Source organism: Desulfosarcina cetonica JCM 12296 (assembly GCF_001311845.1).
Classification (GTDB): Bacteria; Desulfobacterota; Desulfobacteria; order Desulfobacterales; family Desulfosarcinaceae; genus Desulfosarcina; species Desulfosarcina cetonica.
On the sequence record NZ_BBCC01000145.1, the window covers coordinates 1 to 17294 of the forward strand.

Annotated in this window: 17 protein-coding genes; 8 read left to right on the forward strand and 9 right to left on the reverse strand. The window is 44.9% G+C overall.

Features of this window, described 5'->3' with window-relative positions; translation table 11 throughout:
- Positions 1-1320: vWA domain-containing protein (locus JCM12296_RS24640; protein WP_157067872.1), on the reverse strand; the 1320-nt coding region annotated here is incomplete at its 3' end.
- A 268-nt stretch (positions 1321-1588) separates the two neighbouring features.
- Positions 1589-1852: a hypothetical protein gene (locus tag JCM12296_RS24645; protein ID WP_054698907.1), complete on the reverse strand. Its 264-nt coding sequence runs from the start codon at positions 1850-1852 to the stop codon at positions 1589-1591.
- A gap of 61 nt (positions 1853-1913) precedes the next feature.
- Between JCM12296_RS24645 and JCM12296_RS38905 the strand changes: the two genes are divergently transcribed.
- Complete coding sequence (locus JCM12296_RS38905; RefSeq protein ID WP_157067873.1) at positions 1914-2450, forward strand: hypothetical protein; 537 nt, start codon at positions 1914-1916, stop codon at positions 2448-2450.
- Positions 2451-2476: 26 nt separating this feature from the next.
- Here JCM12296_RS38905 and JCM12296_RS24655 read toward each other — a convergent pair whose 3' ends face one another.
- Positions 2477-3211 (reverse strand): SprT-like domain-containing protein, encoded by a 735-nt coding sequence (locus JCM12296_RS24655; RefSeq protein WP_054698910.1) that lies wholly within the window; start codon positions 3209-3211, stop codon positions 2477-2479.
- Positions 3212-3649: 438 nt separating this feature from the next.
- Between JCM12296_RS24655 and JCM12296_RS24665 the strand changes: the two genes are divergently transcribed.
- The 3 genes from JCM12296_RS24665 (at position 3650) to JCM12296_RS24680 (ending at position 6501) form a co-directional block, all read left to right on the forward strand.
- The gene (locus JCM12296_RS24665; RefSeq protein WP_157067874.1) at positions 3650-4795 is read left to right on the forward strand and encodes a hypothetical protein; all 1146 of its coding nucleotides are present in this window, start codon (positions 3650-3652) and stop codon (positions 4793-4795) included.
- Positions 4796-5383: 588 nt separating this feature from the next.
- The gene (locus JCM12296_RS24675; RefSeq protein ID WP_083456480.1) at positions 5384-6040 is read left to right on the forward strand and encodes a JAB domain-containing protein; all 657 of its coding nucleotides are present in this window, start codon (positions 5384-5386) and stop codon (positions 6038-6040) included.
- 2 nt (positions 6041-6042) lie between these two features.
- On the forward strand, positions 6043-6501 hold the full coding sequence (locus JCM12296_RS24680) for a hypothetical protein (protein ID WP_054698920.1): 459 nt from the start codon (positions 6043-6045) through the stop codon (positions 6499-6501).
- Between the two features lie 37 nt (positions 6502-6538).
- Here JCM12296_RS24680 and JCM12296_RS50800 read toward each other — a convergent pair whose 3' ends face one another.
- From JCM12296_RS50800 to JCM12296_RS24700, 5 genes are all read right to left on the reverse strand, one after another.
- Positions 6539-7222 carry an ion channel gene (locus tag JCM12296_RS50800; RefSeq protein WP_054698922.1) on the reverse strand — a complete coding sequence of 228 codons (684 nt, stop codon included), beginning with the start codon at positions 7220-7222 and terminating at the stop codon, positions 6539-6541.
- The gene (locus JCM12296_RS24690) at positions 7203-8300 is read right to left on the reverse strand and encodes a hypothetical protein (RefSeq protein WP_054698924.1); all 1098 of its coding nucleotides are present in this window, start codon (positions 8298-8300) and stop codon (positions 7203-7205) included. Before JCM12296_RS24690 ends, JCM12296_RS50800 begins: the two co-directional genes overlap by 20 nt.
- A gap of 36 nt (positions 8301-8336) precedes the next feature.
- Complete coding sequence (locus JCM12296_RS51560; RefSeq protein WP_479690882.1) at positions 8337-8558, reverse strand: helix-turn-helix domain-containing protein; 222 nt, start codon at positions 8556-8558, stop codon at positions 8337-8339.
- Positions 8559-9096: 538 nt separating this feature from the next.
- A complete protein-coding gene (locus JCM12296_RS24695) occupies positions 9097-10425 on the reverse strand; it encodes a hypothetical protein (protein WP_157067875.1) in 1329 nt (442 codons plus the stop codon).
- 196 nt (positions 10426-10621) lie between these two features.
- A complete protein-coding gene (locus JCM12296_RS24700; RefSeq protein WP_054698928.1) occupies positions 10622-11689 on the reverse strand; it encodes a thioredoxin domain-containing protein in 1068 nt (355 codons plus the stop codon).
- A 267-nt stretch (positions 11690-11956) separates the two neighbouring features.
- Here JCM12296_RS24700 and JCM12296_RS24705 point away from each other — a divergent pair, with 267 nt between their 5' ends.
- Complete coding sequence (locus JCM12296_RS24705) at positions 11957-12277, forward strand: helix-turn-helix domain-containing protein (protein WP_054698930.1); 321 nt, start codon at positions 11957-11959, stop codon at positions 12275-12277.
- Between the two features lie 40 nt (positions 12278-12317).
- Here the strand turns inward: JCM12296_RS24705 and JCM12296_RS24710 are convergent, their stop codons facing one another.
- Positions 12318-12842, reverse strand: coding sequence for a hypothetical protein (locus JCM12296_RS24710; protein ID WP_054698933.1), 525 nt, complete (start codon positions 12840-12842; stop codon positions 12318-12320).
- A 410-nt stretch (positions 12843-13252) separates the two neighbouring features.
- Between JCM12296_RS24710 and JCM12296_RS42455 the strand changes: the two genes are divergently transcribed.
- Genes JCM12296_RS42455 through JCM12296_RS24720 form a run of 3 tightly spaced genes read left to right on the forward strand, consistent with a single transcriptional unit; the run spans position 13253 to position 17210 of the window.
- Positions 13253-15397 carry an SNF2-related protein gene (locus JCM12296_RS42455; RefSeq protein WP_218188257.1) on the forward strand — a complete coding sequence of 715 codons (2145 nt, stop codon included), beginning with the start codon at positions 13253-13255 and terminating at the stop codon, positions 15395-15397.
- A complete protein-coding gene (locus tag JCM12296_RS42460) occupies positions 15316-16551 on the forward strand; it encodes a C-terminal helicase domain-containing protein (RefSeq protein WP_218188258.1) in 1236 nt (411 codons plus the stop codon). The genes JCM12296_RS42455 and JCM12296_RS42460 overlap by 82 nt, the downstream gene beginning before the upstream one ends.
- A complete protein-coding gene (locus JCM12296_RS24720; protein ID WP_054698935.1) occupies positions 16548-17210 on the forward strand; it encodes a DUF4391 domain-containing protein in 663 nt (220 codons plus the stop codon). The genes JCM12296_RS42460 and JCM12296_RS24720 overlap by 4 nt, the downstream gene beginning before the upstream one ends.
- Positions 17211-17294: the final 84 nt, after the last annotated feature.

A 17294-nucleotide genomic window follows, 5' to 3' on the forward strand; every position in this document is an offset into this window, starting at 1 on the left:
AAGAATGGATGCAAAATTGAGAGCGCCGAAGATATCAGTTGACGAGGCGGATGGCTTGATGTTCAGGTCCTTCCATTCCTTCTCGATCCGGACCTTATCCTTTGCCACTATCTCGCCGAACAGACCTTTTTCCGTCGAGATGCGTTCATCCATGAAAAGCTGTGGCCTTGTGAATGAATGGTCGGATATCGCGATGACCTTGATGCTATCACTTACGTCAAGCCTCTTGATGACTTCTGCAATCGATCCCATATTCTTATCGAATTCACTGGTCCCGACATAATCCCCTGCGGCAACGCTCTTCGAGATATCGATGGCGATGATATATTCTGCGCCTCTCGTGATCCTGGGGACCAAAAATATGATGATCGCCATAACGATAAAGGAGATGCTGATAGGATGCATGAGGTACAGTAGCAGCTTGTCCAAAAGATGGGCGTCGGAAGTTCGTTGTGGACTGATACTAGCACCAGCATATCGGTTCCCTGACCTAAGCTCTGCATGTATGAGTCCCTTCTCGAAGTCGGTCAGAAAGGTCTCTACAGCCGTCTCGGTCCGGTCCAATACCTTTTGTAAACCTGCAATCCGCCTTCCATTAAAATACCTGCGGAGATATAGTGTAGCCACCACGAAATTCCCAATAACTAGTGCTTTGGTGAGGTGGTATGATACTGAAGTCACGATAAGGAAGGTCATCGTCAAGAATACCATTACCCAATTCGATGCGCCGTTATTCTTATAGAACCGCTCTGTAAGTTCCAGGGTCTTTTCAGGATCGCCGGTAAGGCTTGTCAGGGTATTTATGCTTAACATCTCGCTCCTGATGTGGCAGAGGAAATAGAACAACGCGATCACCGAGATCACCGACAACAGGCCAAAGAAGGCGAAAATTACATTGTCGTGCTGAGGGTTGTTGCTACGGTAGGCTCTCAGATAGAGATCGAAGGCTTCGAACGAAACGACCATGATCGCCGCTGACATGAGGTATATCTTGGCCATTTCCATGCCAAGATACCTCAACGTGAAGACAGTGAACATGAATTCCCCAGGGATCGTTATGATCGCGGTAATCGTAAATATCAGGATCTTCAATCCATTCTGCATGAGGGCGGTAAATGACTCAGCGCCTCTTCTGTTAAGCTCTTTTGCGATCATCGCAAGGTTATCTGTGCAGGCCTGAATCCTTTCCGTCGCATACCTCCTTTTGCTCGCTGACTCCTTTTCGATTTTCGCCAAATGGAGAGATACAAACTTCTCCCTTGTATCTGGACTTTGAGAGTAGGCAACCTGCCCTGACTTGAAGGCTTCGCTTGGTCCCATAGCATCATGTCCTCATGCAATTCATTATGGTTTCTGCCTGTTCTTGCACGCCTGCCTTATTCCTGACTGGATAATATAGAAAGCAACAAACGTCATCAGGAGCGCCCAGATGTTTATGAATCCCAACATGAAAGTAATCGCCATCCCCGAAACGATGATTGTCTCCGTAACCTCATCATGATCACCTCTAAAGATGTAATAGGCGACGGAGACAACGGTCATTATTAAGAATGAATAATGTCAGATTATGACAAGAACACCTGTGCCTCTATGGTCGATCGCCGTGCTCCTTTTCTTGCGCCTGACCAATGGACAGTGGTTTTTCAGGTGCAGGCTTGGCCTTGGCCTTTTTTGCGCGTGGCTTCTTGACGACCGGCTTATTCATGAGATCGAAAAAGGAATCCAACCACTGCTTCTCGGCTTTTTTTAAATTGTCCAAAAGCAACCAGCTTCGGCCCTCCTTATTTTTTACATAATGTTCGATTAGCTCCCTCATTTCTTCGATGGCTTGTTTAAGGTCTTCTTTGGTCACTTGTCATTCTCCTTCCATCATCAAAAAGGTTATAAAATATGGGCTGCATCCATAAAGATGGATGGAAAAGAAAGTTGTACCGGTTTGGCAAAAAAATACGCCAAATAATTTTCCAGAGCTTTTGGATATTTGGCGAAAAAGGTATGCTGACCTTTCTCAATATCACAAAAAGTGGAAGTGTCTTGAAATCCTGGCTGATGAATACAATGTAAACAGAAGCACTATTGAAATATACTTGTTTGCTCATCGGAAAAATTATCAAAAAAAATCTGGTTCTGTTAGATGGCAAAACGAAAAAGACAATCAGTCTAAACGGGAAAGAATAAGAAACCAATCGCAACGATATATGCATCTTCGAAGACACATAGATGAATACATAGAAAATTCCTATGCATGCACACAGCTCGGCGGCTCCATGACTTTGGAGGAGTTGAGCAGGAACATCGAGCTTGAGAGCGGGATATCCCTTGCGCCGAAGACGATTCTCGGATTGAATAATCGTTATGAGGCTAAACATGGCTTTCCTTTGATAATTGAAACTGATGGAAATCCAGCTGAATACTTCTTGAACCTTGATGATTGTGAACATTCGATTTGAGTTTAAACTTAAGGTGGTTATATTCGTTATTCATTCAATTCGAATTCCTTGTGACATTTCAAACATTTAGCCCTGAAGTCTTTGATCGCGACCCTCACATTCGTGCAATCACATGACCACTTTTTCGTCTTGGACTTCCCTTTGGATTCAGGCGCAAAAATAATATTGAGATATGATTTGGATCTTCTTTCTATTTCTTCAGGGAATGTTACCCCATGCTTTTTGAGCAAGAATACAAATGGATCATTCAAGCTTCGAAGCTGGCCTTTCTCATCGCATTCAAGACCGAAATCCATCATCTTTTCTCTGAATGCCTTTGAATGATACCAACTCTTTGTCCGTTTCTCTGGACGGACATAGATATATTCATAACTGTGAGCCATCTCATGAAGCAATGTCTTCAGTATTTCCCATAAAGGACGATTCAAGTACCTTGAATTAAGATTAATGTTTTGAGAAACTCCGAAGGCATTTCTTCCTATTACATAGTGGCCAAATGTTTTAATCCTTGAACGGTCGAATGATATGGCTGGTATCGGAACAGGTTTATCCTTGAAGAATGCGATGTTGAAAAAGTCGACAAACCAGTACATCTCTTCAGCAAGGGGGTTGTATTGCCAATCAAAAGAGTCTTTTTCATTCTCCATTATTGCGATATTAATTGGTTCTGATGATCGATCCGACATGTTAAACCCTTTGGCTCCAAATTTTAGTTTAAACTTAATTCTGCCCTCAACCCCACTGTGTGTCTTTCTCTGCATATCCAGAAAAACCGTTAAATTGTTCGTCGCCCGCTCAACTGATTATACAGAACCTATACCGCCGGAAACTTGAATGTCAACTTTTATCAATTATTACGTTTGTTTAAGAGATTTATGGTGGGATTTTACATCAGAACATTCTTGTGATAATTTATCGGATAATTTACCGGAATTTTCCTAATAGAAAGGTTGGGCCATGGAATCTATTGAACCAGAAGGCTTGATGACAAGAGTCCTTAAAAAGATAAAGAATCCTCAAGAAAGACGCTCGCCTAAGACAAGGATCGCCATAATAGAAGCATGCTTTAATGGGTCACTAATTGATAAAAAAGGTAGGATTGACCAAGACGTTTTGATCGAACGGATATGGGGGACTAATATTTCTTCCGAAGATAAAGAAAGGAAAAGGAAGAAGGGCCTTTCAGCCTTATAATGAAAGTGAATAAAGAGATCCATAAGAAGGGAAAAGATGATATCGATGATGAAAATATACCTTTCTATATCAGGAAAGAGAATGAATACGTAATACCATGTTTCGATATCCAGATCATAAATAAACAGCTCGACAAGAGAGCAAAAAGGCGCACAGGAGATAAGATTAAACGGGATTGGCTTGAAGGATTATACTTCGGCCAAGTCGATGTAAACTGTGAAATCACTGTAAGCCATATAGGATCTGGAAAGGCCGATGACTGGCTTGAAGAACCGGTCAAATATAGACGTGATAAACTTTTCCGAGATTGGCTATCGAACCCTGAATGGAAATATTATCCAGGGCCTTCATATGGAGTCTATGGCACCAAGGCAAGGCATATCCATGGGAGATTGAGCCTTGAATTCCAGCTCTTCCCGACTGATTATTTCTATTTTCTCGCAACGCAGGAGGAATACGAGGCAAGGAAAAATAAGATATCAAGAGAGATTGATGTCAACAGACCTATTCCGCAATTTGCGCACAGCATTAGTCCTGCGGCCTTATTGGTTGTAAGGGACGGATCAGAGAGATATGCGATCTTTGCAAAAAGGAAAGGTTCCCTTTGCCTTGGGACCGGTGAAGAGCTGATGGGCCTTCCTATATGCGTAACCCCAAGGAGAGCGCCGTCTTTGGAGGAAATGACTTATCTGAGTACTGTTTTCAAGAAAGAAGGTTTAGGAGAAGATGATATAAAAGATATACTCCGCCCTGACTCGGTCGAGGATGACCTCTATAGTATCAATTTCTTTATTAATCCTTTGATCAGAGGCGCAAAGATGGAGCTGGGCATCGATGAACTATCAAAGGAGAGCATCGATTTTATCGCATATGGTCTTGATTCACAGAGATATCTTTACAGTCTGATAGCGTTTGTTGAGATCGAAATGCCATTATCAGAACTGGAATTGAGCCATATAAATTCTTTATCAGCCTCCACCCAACATGAATTGATTCATGTCAGATTCAATCCGGATGCGATAGCAGAATTCATCAAAGGACTCAAAAAGAGTGAATACTGTCCGACGACTCAGATGGCCGCATACTACGCCTGCGTCCATTGTTTCGATGCAGCAGAAGTAGCAAGGAGCTTTTCCGGGATGTTGATATAGTGCATCATTTCCTTCTGGCCTCAAATATGAAGAAGACTTTGTCTCCGTAGTCCAGACAGCTACATTTTAGTCTGTCGTAGTCTAATCCATGGAATCTTGCCCTTAAGCATATGGGCAACAGAAACCACCGGGCTGCATTGTGACGTGCCCCTGTCTTTATGACCTTGCTTGGTTTCAATATCGAATCCACGGAGAACATGCACAGATGAGAGATGTCACCCTTCAATTGTTTGAACTCCTTAGTCGTCGCTTTGAGCTTAAGAGTTATCCCGTCATCTTCATTTACTTTGAAATCGACTATCCTCAACGTAAAACCCCCGATAACGACAGGACGAGAGGATGATATAAAAAGGTTTACAGCTGAAAAAATGAAATATTTCCGTTTTTGGGATAAATATTATGACATAGACCACAAATAAAAAACGTCTACTGCAATATTTTCCAGCATTATTTAAAAAGACATACTTCCGCCAGTGAACACTATAAAAACCACACCATCAGAATCTCATAATTTTTCGTGATGGCATTCTAATATTCCGCTACGTTACCTTTGTCTAGGGACGAAAAATCCCCGGACAGGTGATAAACATGGAAATGGGAAAGAAGCTCATAAGAGTGCCAAAAACAATAAATGAGCATGATGAGATTTTCATCAAGATAAGTGGAAGAATGGTGAACGATGCGGGCCTGAAGCCTGATGAGCTAGTGGCCGTCCAAGTGGATAACGGCCGGATCTCAATAGAGAGGGCCAAGGAGAGTCCTGAACTCGAAAATATTGTTGAACCGTATGTGCTACCGAAATCCTATTATGACAACGGATACAAGGGATACAAAGTCGACCTTAAGCTTGAGAGGCAGAACGATTATGAGCCGGCCTACCTTTCGAACGCAAGGCAGGTCTACGATTTTCTCAAGCCCCTGCAATACGAGGCCAGGGAGAGTGTGCTTTCCGTAATGCTCGATAGCAAGAACAAGGTCGTCGGTGTGCATGAATCGGCAAGGGGAGGAATAGAATCTGCCACACTGACGCCATACGATGTGCTACAATCTGCATATATGTGTAATAGTACCAGGATCTTATTGGCGCACAACCACCCCTCAGGCGACCCTGAGCCGAGCAAACCGGATTTCTACATTACAGAAAGGATTAAGAAGGCCTGCGACATAATGCGGATGGATCTGCTCGATCACGTCATCATCGGTTATGAGAAATACATATCCTTCCGTGACAAGGGGTATCTGTGAAAATGAAAAATGCAGCGGACATCCAGGATATTTTTTTCTATATTGCTTATATTGACAAGAAACTGGATGCTCTGATGGCTGCACAACAGCAAAGCGTTGAGATACTGAACGCTCAGGACCAGCTTACAAGGCACGGGCTTGACGGTTTCAGGGAAAGGGTCATAAAGGAAAGCAGGATGCAGGACGTGGGCGGATTCAGGGAGCATCTATCCGAAATCATGCTGAACGATAAAGAACTGCGGCATCCGCACATCAAGATCCTGAACTACCTTGCTGACCAATGCGACATGCATACCGGGAAATTCAAAGAGGTCCACTTCAGCAAGATCGTGGAAGAGGCAAGGGTGGGAAAAAACAAGGCCAAAGGGTACCTTGATCTGCTCGATAAGGGTCTGGTCGAGTGCAGGAGCGATGGGTACAGGGTATACTTTCGGATAAAATGGACGTTCCGATGTTGTTAGCTGAGGATTATTTGCATAAAGGCCGTTCTTTTCTCGGCTATAACATTTTTGCGTCCTCTTCTGAAATGACCTCCTGGGGTTCCTTTTGATCCTTGGAAGTATCGCTCAAAATCACCGATAATGTTGCAACTAGGACAACTGCGCTTAATAAAGGCTCAAATATTGTAATAAATCTGGAATAGCCACAATTAGGTCTGATTCCTCCATAGCCGACAGTAGTTGCAGTCATGACACTATGATACAGGTAGTCTACCGGAGAAGCAGTGTTCACATCCAACAGTACGAAATCAGCACCTGTCCGGTTGATTATATAATATACAAGAGCAAAATAGATAATTATAAAGAGGTAAGATATACAGTAAGTGGTTATAATATTGCTCTGCTGGCGATTCTTAACATCTCGCAAATACTGATACCAATGGAAAAGAAAAAAATAAACCATGAGCCCTGTTGGCAACAGTATTAGATATTTTGCTCCTATTCGGTAAAATTCAGAATCGAAATGAGAGGAAACCAAACAGAACATCAATGAGGTCGCAAAAAAGACAGTCCTGGTGTTTGCAAAGAAGGAAAAAATCAGTACAGAAGTTATTAGGATTTTAATTGCAAAAGACCAGTTTAGAAGAAAAATAACCCATAATAAATAAGCAAAAACGATGGAAAGGATTATTGAGAGCGTCCGATGTTTTTTTATAAAATCCTTAGTGCTCTGATGAAACATATCTTCTAAGATTTCTATATTGTCTTGTCAGACTCTGGCCCGCAGAAGCAAACCTATTTGCAACATCAATATCGCCAAAACCTACAGCTGTACCGAGCCCAAACAACATATCTTCCAATGCGTTTGGTTCAGGTTTGCCTATGGTATATTCCATAGGATATCTAAGAAGGACTTCCTTGTATTCATCGAAAGTCAAAAAAGGAATACATTTTTTATATAAGAAATCGCTACCTGTTATATCGTGTATAGTGCTATCTGTAGGGTCATTATACAGACTCCGCTCAAGTTCTTTCCTGGTTACCTTCTCATTATAAAGAATTATGCTACGGGAAAATTTTAGATTTGGAAATTTATCTTTAATTCGGCTAATATAAGATTTTATTCCTTCACCACTCAATATCAGATCATACAAAATGCAATATTCTGTTGAATTTTCTTTTTGGCATTCTTTCTTGATTTCAATCTTACCATTTGATAAAATGATTAGACCGTATCCAGGAAATTGTCTCGATATTTCATCCATTAGTTTGAAAGGACCTCGGGGTCCAATCATTTTGTCAACATAGACGAGATATCCGGAACGGGGCAAAGACTTTTGTATCGATTTTCGGTAGAAGTCAAATATTGAATCAGGACTTTTTTTATACCAAGAATCAAAATGCGGAAAATTCTTTCTCAGGTCTCCATTGGCGGCAATAAAAAACTCTACATTATCTTTTGCCCTAGCAATATAAACAGATCCCTTTTTCGTCCAATAATGATCAACTCGATCCTCTATTGAAACAAAGGAATCGATTTCTTTTATTTTTTCTTTCAAGTCCCGGAATGAATCTGGATTGTTTTCAATTACGCACTCTTTATACAGAAACACAAACGAAGATATGAAATCAAAAGGTACAACACATCTTTCGCTGAGTTTATTGTATAAAAGAATAGCTATTTGCTGAAAAGGATCATTAACATCGTGTGATCTGTCCTTAGGAAGACTCCATTCATATGCAGCCTTCCAAATAGCCTTAATGGACTTTTCATGACTCTGCGAAGCACGAAGTTTATTAACTAATGCTTCCATATCCATGTTAGTAACCCTTATCTTAATAAATATTCCGGAAATCTATTTCTTATTCTTATTCTTTAAATAGTCATTTCGTTCAGTTTGTGCCTTCCTCAGATAATCGTCCGGGAAAGTGGCTACCGTCCGAACTCCATGAGTCACAGATGGCGGTTCTGAAATAATGCCTTTCTTGATCCACTCTCTCACTGTCTTAGTTTTTACACCGAAATATGTTGCTGCATCAGAAACAGTCTGATGCTTCTCTCCGTTTAATACCATCATAACCTTTGTTACCCTCAATCCCTAAAGAACCATTAATACCATGCTTACCGTTGACACGGTAACAATTACCTAATGGTTTGTCAACAGCTAACCGTCCTAAAAGATGAATGATATTATTCCGATGGCTATCTTGGATCTTGGTATCAACTTGAATGAAGCTCAAGTATCAAATTCCAAGAATAATGGGAAGGGATTTGGTCAATATTTTCAGATAGAAGGAGGGTAAAAAATCTTTTCTATCTATGCCATAAATGGCTATATATCTGGCATCTTACGGATAAAATACGATAAACCACTCATCGTGAAACATCATGAATTGACCGGAACCAGCAGGGACTTGGAATGAAATAGATAACAACTCGAACATACTAATAATATTTCACAACAACCTTGATTTGGTCACATAATAGGGAAAAGAAACCAGATGATATTCATACCTTTACATTTCAGTCCTGCCGCAAGAGTCGCATTGCCATTGGGCATATCGACCACACTGCTCTCCTTTATGCAAATATTGAAAAAATGTTAACATTTTCTATCATCCCATCATCAGCTCTTTCTTCTCCTGATCAAGGCTTGCCGCATACTCAGCAAGCTTCACATCATCCAATGGCTGGATCGTATGGTTGCCTGATCTCAGTTCGTTGTTCTCGATCGTCGCGTCATTGTAGTGAAGGGCGATGTTCGATGATGGCGGCCGAAGATGGGAGAGCGAGACCCATGTTGTGCCATCCTCGACAATGGTCAGGTATTCAGCAGGGTTCGATACAGCTGAAAGACCGTTGATATCGAACACATTGAATGCACTGAGATATGAACCGCTCAGCGTCATCTGGGCCACAGTCGTCGGGTTCCTGCCGTCATACACATTGCTGAAATCAAGGTTAAGGACTGTGTCGCTGATAAGCGGATGCCTGAAGTACTGGATCTGGCCTATCAGGAACAATGACTTCAGCTCGAAATCGACCAGCCCGTCATTGGGAGGTTTCGGGGCCGGCATCTCCGGATCGTCCTGCCTCCTGAAGCAGATATGATAATCGTCGATGTTGTCGTGCAGGGCGAAATCGTCCTTGGGATCGGGCGCTGAATAGTAATATGTCGACGGCGGTGTAAGCGTCGCGCAATGGATACCTTTGTCGCCGATCTCGACATGCGCTGTGTCGTTGACGACAAGCGTGTCGCTGAGATATTTCAGAGTACCGTTCGAGATGTTGTAGTTGTCGGCATCGATTTCTATCGTCATAATGCCTTCACCTGTCGGGATGAAATATACAGGCTCTGACCCGCAATCCGTGACATTGATCGTCTCCTCTGCTGTCGTTGTGCTGTAGCCTGGATCGACGTCAAACGTCGTGTCGGTCACATCATGGTAATCCAGGCATGTTCCGACGATGACCTGGTCTGCGTCGCCGACAGTGAAAATGTCCCCATCAGAACGGAAATCGGCGGCATTGATGACCTGTACTGTGCCTGAGGAGATGACACCCGCCTGGTCGGCATGGAGGGAACCGTCAGGATAGACGGTCACGCCAGCAGCGTCCCACAGCCCGGTCGTCGAGGTCTGGATCTGAGAGGCGCTGTCAGCCGTGACAGAGCCGTCAGGATTGCCGATTATCGATGAAGCGCCGGTGTAGACCTGACCGTCGATAAACACCTTGCCGGCCGAGTATTCGATCCTTCTTCCGGCCATCGTATCCAAGGGTACGCTCGTCCCGTCAGGAAAGGTCAGCTCCCTGGCCTGGGGATCATACAACGAGCCATGGGGGGAGGCGATATCGACGCCGTCATCCTTCCACTGCTCATCGAACCTGTCCCTGAAATCATCGAAATTTTCTCTATAGAGGTTATCCTTGTCGGCATCGGTCATCTGATTCCAATACCGGTCCTGCTTGGCTGTCTCAGGATCATTCTGTGCTGCACTGACCGGGTCTGTCTGGAACTGGTCTTCGAAATCTTTATTTGTGTCAGAATCACCGCTGGAAAATGCAAATACTAAAGGACAGCAGACTATGATCAACATTAACAAAAGGCATTGTAATTTTTTACTATTTATCATCATCACATCACATTGAAGATAGTTCGAGCATATTCTTCTCTTGAACCTTAATCTCATTCAAAATCCTGCTTTTCTTGGGTCCCCCCTTATGTTTGAATAAAACCTTGCCCTTGGCTATAAAGGAATAGAACGGTGTCCCAGTGAATCCAAAATTGTCGATATAATACTGGCCTGACAAATTCTCCTTATCCATGTCATAGCATATCAATTTGATTTTTGGATATTTAATCATAACAGATGACCATACTTGGGCCAAGCTCCTACATATCTCTGTCTTATCATCTTGTCCGTTATAGAAGAACACAACAGCCTTATCACTTTTAGCCACTTCCTGAAGGTAGGTATCCTTGTCCACGAAGACCTTGTTCTTTATCGGAGCGAGTATGTCGTTGACTGACCTGTGCTGCAATACATCACCGGCCAGTGCAGCTCTCGGCCCCAGTTTTATTGCCTTGGGGCCAAGGTCGGCCATATACACAGCGAAGCCTATAGCGATGGCTGTGCCGATTGCCACCATCCTCTGGTATGAAGTCTTGGGTGCCGGCACATCAGCAAGGGTCCTGTCTGCCTCCCGGAGCGACCTGTAGAGCTCGCCGTGGACCTGCTCGGCAAGCGCATGATGTTCCATCAGGCCTGATTCATGCCCTTTTGTCCTGACATGAAGATCAAGGGCTTCGTCCTCATCGGATCTTCTGACAGCGGCCTGCATCGCCTTGCTTGCAGCGAAACGCTGTTCAAGAAGGCTTTCGAAAGCCCCGATCCTCCTGACGTATATCTCTATCGAAGAGAGCCCTTCATCGCTTCCTAGTATCCTCTTCGAGATGGCCTTCGAATAGTCATCGTCAAGGCATCTTCCAAGCATCCTGAAGATGTCCTGCAACAGGTCCTTTTCCCTGTCGAGCTTTTTGAACTGCCTGTCCTTGGCCTTCAGAATCCTGATTACCCTGTCCTTGTCCATGAAATGGCCGGCCTTGAGCAGGGCATCGAGATCGCTGTCCTGTTGGTTGAGCCACGCTGAATCTATGCTGATCTCCCCAAGCTCCATGATCCTTTTGTTCAGAAATTTCAGGTTCATGATTATTCCCTATGCGCTGTCATATTTAAAGATTCCCTAAACATCGCTTAGCCCTCTCAATATGCTGTAATTCATCGATCACTTGCCCAGTCCGGGTCCCCTCTTGTCCTGCTATCTTATATGCAGACGAAACGAGAACCCATGAATGGGTGTCATCGCACCAAATACCCATTCAGAGATGCCTGTGTCAACACATAAAACCTATTCTTAATGAGGTGTTAGGATGATCGAAGGGGTGTTAAGAGTGGATATAGAATGGAGCGTCGTATGGATGATCTTGCCGGACTTATCGGGAAACGGCTCAAAGAGATTAGGAAAGAAAAAGGCCTAAGGCAGGAGGATATGGAAGGCCTGGGGCTGAGCTATAAGTATTACCAGCGGATCGAGAACGGCAAGGTCAACATCACGCTCAAGACGCTTGAAAGAATAGCATCAGTCTTCGAGATCCCACCATCTGACCTGTTCATTTTCCCTCTGCATGCATCAGACGAGATGAACCAGCTCACGACGAATATCCAACGGATAGTGAGGAAGAACGACACCAGAGCCGCAGAGAAGATCAATCTATTCATAAAGGATTTTGTCTGATCCAGCCAATCAATCGGATTCCAACAAAAATCTATTCATGTCAGCCATACGAAAACGCCTCATCAAACTTTTTCCGGATCTCTGATTTTATCTGCTTATATCTGTCACGGCCGACCCTCAATTTCTGCATGACATCCTTCTCTGTCATTTCATCAAGCACTTTGTAGTTGAATACATCTAACTCGGGCGCTGACAGCTCATCGAGCAGATTTTCGAGACAGATCTTATCGATCACATAATCATCAATGGGAGTGCTTCTGTTCTCAAGTGTCAACTGATAGATGGCCTGGTCAAGAAGAGGCATATAGTCAAAATGCATGATCCTGATCGCATCACGCTTGTAGAAACCATTGTCGACAGACCTGCCTTTCCTCCTGGAATTTGACTGGTTCCATCTCGCCCTGTTCAACAGATAATTATCAGTAGCGTCATGGTCACTTTTCAGCGCTTCATAGATACCGATACGTGCCTCCTGGCGGGCATCATCGTCATGTATCGTTTTCATATACGAGGATAGATCATCCAACCTTTTTTCATAGAGCTCGTTGAATTGTTGTGCGTTCATTTTTCATAAAAGACCTCCTTGAACGCATGATCTTTTATGAGCGGTTATAAGGTTTGTAATGCAATATTCAGAGCAAGAAAAAGAGTCCTGATGAAGGCATGATAGAATGCAGGTGTGGTGGGTATAGGGTGTTTTACATGATTAAACAATATGATATATAAAATCAGCTATTTCGTTCTGAGCTGAACAAAGACAAAGCCGATAGATGGGGGCAAAAAAGGTGGGACGCACCCCTCTGATGAATCAAGTACTTGGAAATAAAGCCGATAATAAAAAATTGGGTTATTGGGCAAAGAGTCACGTTCCATTAGTGGGGATTGATCTGTCATTCAGCTAAGCTTTTAAATATGGGTTCATTCTGATGCGTTATAGCCGTAGGTATAATGATAAGGCAGAAGGATAACAGACAGGTGAGCGACAAAATGCAGATCTTGGACAATATAAACACGTTGTGGGGGAATGATCTGAAACAGTCCCTCAAGCCAGGGGCAAGACTGAAGATCGCAGCCTCATGCTTTTCCATCTATGCATTTGAAGCCCTGAAAAAAGAGCTTGAAAGGATCGATTCCCTTGAATTCATCTTTACCGCCCCGACGTTCGTTCCCAATGAAGTGACGGACAAGGTCGCAAAAGAACGGCGGGAGTTCCACATCCCCAAGCACCAGCGGGAACGGAACCTATATGGAAGCGAATTCGAGATCCAACTGAAGAACAAGCTGACACAACGGGCCATCGCCAAAGAATGTGCAGACTGGATCAGGCGCAAGGCCAGCTTCCGCTCAAATTCCACAAAAGCGCCGATGCAACAGTTCGCATGCCTGAATAAAGGAAACGAGACAGCCGCATATATGCCTCTTCACGGCTTTACGGCTGTAGACCTTGGCTATCAGCAAGGCGATGCTGTCTCGAATTTCATAACCAGATTCGACGATGCTTCTTCGACGAAGTCCTGGCTGGATCTTTTCGATCAGATATGGAGCGATGATTCAAAGCTGAAAGATGTAACGGATACCATCTGCGCACATATCGAATCCGTCTACAAGGAGAACTCGCCCGAAAAGATCTATTTCCTGATGCTCTATAACATCTTCAATGAGTTCCTTGAGGACATCAACGAAGATGTCCTGCCCAACGACCGCACAGGGTACAAGGATAGTGTCGTCTGGAATAAGCTGTTCAATTTCCAGCGTGATGCAGCGACAGGGATCATAAACAAGCTTGAGAGCTATAACGGCTGCATCCTTGCGGACAGTGTCGGGCTTGGGAAGACTTTTACTGCACTGGCCGTCATCAAATATTATGAGCTGCGCAACCGCTCGGTACTGGTCCTGTGCCCGAAGAAGCTCGCCGACAACTGGCTGAACTACAACCGGAACCTGGTGACCAATATCCTGGCCAAAGACCGGCTGAATTACGATGTCCTCTGCCATACAGACTTGCAGCGCACAAGCGGCGAGTCATTCGGGACACCGCTGAGCAAGATCAACTGGGGGAACTATGACCTGGTGGTCATCGACGAGTCGCACAATTTCAGGAACAACGATGCCTTCAAGGACAAGGAGACCCGATACCAGAAATTGATGAACTCTGTAATCAGAGAAGGCGTCAAGACAAAGGTCCTGATGCTATCCGCGACACCGGTCAACAACCGGTTCAATGATCTCAGGAACCAACTGGCCCTGGCCTATGAAGGGGAATCGGAAAACCTGAGCAGCAAATTGAAGACCGAGAAGACAGTCGAGGAGATATTCCGACAGGCACAGGCCGCCTTCAACTCATGGTCAAAGCAACCGCCTGAACAGCGGACAGCCAGAACGATACTGGACGCCCTTGATTTCGATTTCTTCGAATTGCTTGACAGCGTCACCATCGCCAGGTCCAGGAAACATATCGAGACCTTCTATGATACGACGGATATCGGGCAGTTCCCTGTAAGGCGCAAGCCATTATCATTCCGTTGCCCGTTGACAAGCCGTAAAGATGTCATGAGCTTCAACGACATCTACACGCAACTATCGCTGCTAAGACTGTCCATATATGCACCGGTCAGCTACATCCTGCCTAGCCGACTGAAAAAATATGAAGAGCTTTATGATACGGACGTTGAGGGCGGCAAAGGGAAACTGAAACAGGCTGACCGTGAAAAGAGCCTGCAATCCCTGATGACGACCAATCTGCTGAAGCGGCTTGAAAGCTCGGTCGAGTCGTTCAGGTTGACGCTCGGTTCACTTGAGAAGAATCATAAAGGCATGCTGGAAAGGATCGGACAGTTCAAGAAATCCGGTAAAGATTTCTCTATCCACGACCTGGCCGATTCTCTTGGCGATCTTGAAGATGAAGATGATGATCTGACCGGGCTTGGCGATTTCATGATCGGCGGCAAGGTCCAGGTGGCCCTAGGCGATATGGATCTGCCATCCTGGGAGCATGACCTCACGGCAGACCTTCGCATCATTCAGCATTGCTTGAAGAGATGCAGAAGGTTACGCCTGAAGCTGATTCCAAGCTACAGCATCTCAGAACCCATATCGAGAACAAGATCAAGAAGCCGATAAATCCAGGGAACAAGAAGGTCATCATCTTCACAGCGTTCGCAGATACAGCGAATTACCTCTATGAAAACCTATCCGGTGATCTGCTGAGCGCAGGAATCCATACAGGCAAGGTGACCGGTAATGATGCTCCTAAAACGACCCTGGCCAAGACCAATAAAAGAAGGGGGTATGATTTCCATACCGTCCTGACCCTCTTCTCCCCGGTGTCCAAGGAAAAGGCACTGATCCTTCCCAAAGAGAAAGGCGAGATCGATATCCTGATCGGCACAGACTGTATCTCCGAGGGTCAGAACCTTCAGGATTGCGATTACCTGATCAACTATGACATCCACTGGAATCCCGTCCGGATCATCCAACGGTTCGGCCGAATCGACAGGATCGGGTCAACCAACAAATCCATCCAGCTGGTGAACTACTGGCCTGACATCTCTCTGGATGAATACATCAATCTGAAAGAGCGTGTCGAGAACCGGATGGTGATTGCCGATGTCACAGCCACAGGGGATGACAATGTGCTGACAGCACGGGCGAATGATGTCAGCTACCGGAAAGAGCAGCTCAGACGTCTTCAGGATGAGGTGATTGAACTCGAAGACCTGAAGACCGGTGTGAACATAACAGACCTCGGACTCAATGATTTCCGGATGGACCTGCTGAACTACATTAAAGCCAATGGTGATCTGGGGCATCTGCCGAACGGACTCCATGCCATTGTCCCGACAGACGAAAACATCGGATTGAGACCGGGGGTGATATTCACGCTCAGAAACAGGAATTCGGGTGTCAATGTCAATCAACAGAACCGGCTGCACCCATACTACCTCATCTACATCAGCGATGACGGGCAGGTGATCATCGACCATACACAGGTCAAACCCCTTCTGGACCTGGTCAGGACCAGTTGCAAAGGACAGGAATCGCCTATCACCCCGCTATGCAGAAGCTTCAACTCTGAGACGCAAGACGGAAGGGACATGGTAAAATATTCCGAACTTCTCGGGCAGGCTATCCACACGATGATCGAGGTCAAGGAAGATAAGGATATAGACAGCCTATTCTCAAGCGTGAACACGACCGCCCTGGTCGATACCATACAGGGCCTGGACGATTTCGAGCTTATCTCCTTCCTCGTTGTCAGGGAGGAAGGGGCGTGAAGACCTTATACAATTTCCCTGTTGCTGCCGGATTCGGCCGGGCGATCCCCAAAAGCAAGATTTATCAGCATGCTACGCCCAGTTCTAAGGTCAAGAATCTGTTCGTCCAGCAGGTCGAAAAGATAACCTGGGCCTACAAGCTCTCTCCCGCAACGATCAACCTTCCTGCCAGTGATGGCGTTCAGGAAATTCAGGTCTTTACAATAACCTTAAGGACCGGGGAACTCTCACAGGATGTCCTGAACACGATAGACAAGGCGATACCCTCTCCCATCCTCTTTGAATTGAAATATGGCGGGAAAACCAGGTATGCGGCCAGTTACAAAAGACCAAGTGAAGCGGACAAGAGCAAGTGGGTCATCAGCAGCTACTTTCAATCCGGCTGGATGAAAGATAGTGGTCCGGCATCTGAACTCCCGGTGGTGCTTAGCATGGGAGCGCTCTATCAATCCTTTCTATCAGACCTGAGCCCTCTTCCTTTCAGGAAAGGGGAGAATCTTGACAGCCTGGTTTCAAGGGTCGATCTCCTGCGCATCAAGGAACGGGAAGCTGGCAAATTAGAGAGCCGGATAAATAGGGAGAAACAGTTCAATCGGCGTGTGGAACTGAACAGGGCCTTGAATATATTGAAGAAGGAAATCAGTAAGCTGGAATGCTGAACCCAGCTTATTAAACTCATTGCCGTAAGCGATGGGGAATTCTCAATTTTTGAAAAACGTACGAATAGAACTATTTAAACCCAG

Excerpts from the sequence above, each read along its gene's own strand:
- JCM12296_RS24680 (WP_054698920.1), top strand. The coding sequence starts at position 6,043 with ATGAAAAATGCAGCGGACATCCAGGATATTTTTTTCTATATTGCTTAT.
- JCM12296_RS24705 (WP_054698930.1), top strand. The coding sequence starts at position 11,957 with ATGGATGATCTTGCCGGACTTATCGGGAAACGGCTCAAAGAGATTAGG.
- JCM12296_RS38905 (WP_157067873.1), top strand. The coding sequence starts at position 1,914 with ATGGAAAAGAAAGTTGTACCGGTTTGGCAAAAAAATACGCCAAATAAT.
- JCM12296_RS24710 (WP_054698933.1), bottom strand. The coding sequence starts at position 12,842 with ATGAACGCACAACAATTCAACGAGCTCTATGAAAAAAGGTTGGATGAT.
- JCM12296_RS42460 (WP_218188258.1), top strand. The coding sequence starts at position 15,316 with ATGCAGAAGGTTACGCCTGAAGCTGATTCCAAGCTACAGCATCTCAGA.
- JCM12296_RS51560 (WP_479690882.1), bottom strand. The coding sequence starts at position 8,558 with ATGATGGTATTAAACGGAGAGAAGCATCAGACTGTTTCTGATGCAGCA.
- JCM12296_RS24655 (WP_054698910.1), bottom strand. The coding sequence starts at position 3,211 with ATGCAGAGAAAGACACACAGTGGGGTTGAGGGCAGAATTAAGTTTAAA.
- JCM12296_RS24690 (WP_054698924.1), bottom strand. The coding sequence starts at position 8,300 with ATGGATATGGAAGCATTAGTTAATAAACTTCGTGCTTCGCAGAGTCAT.
- JCM12296_RS24700 (WP_054698928.1), bottom strand. The coding sequence starts at position 11,689 with ATGAACCTGAAATTTCTGAACAAAAGGATCATGGAGCTTGGGGAGATC.
- JCM12296_RS50800 (WP_054698922.1), bottom strand. The coding sequence starts at position 7,222 with ATGTTTCATCAGAGCACTAAGGATTTTATAAAAAAACATCGGACGCTC.
- JCM12296_RS24675 (WP_083456480.1), top strand. The coding sequence starts at position 5,384 with ATGGAAATGGGAAAGAAGCTCATAAGAGTGCCAAAAACAATAAATGAG.
- JCM12296_RS24695 (WP_157067875.1), bottom strand. The coding sequence starts at position 10,425 with ATGACCGATGCCGACAAGGATAACCTCTATAGAGAAAATTTCGATGAT.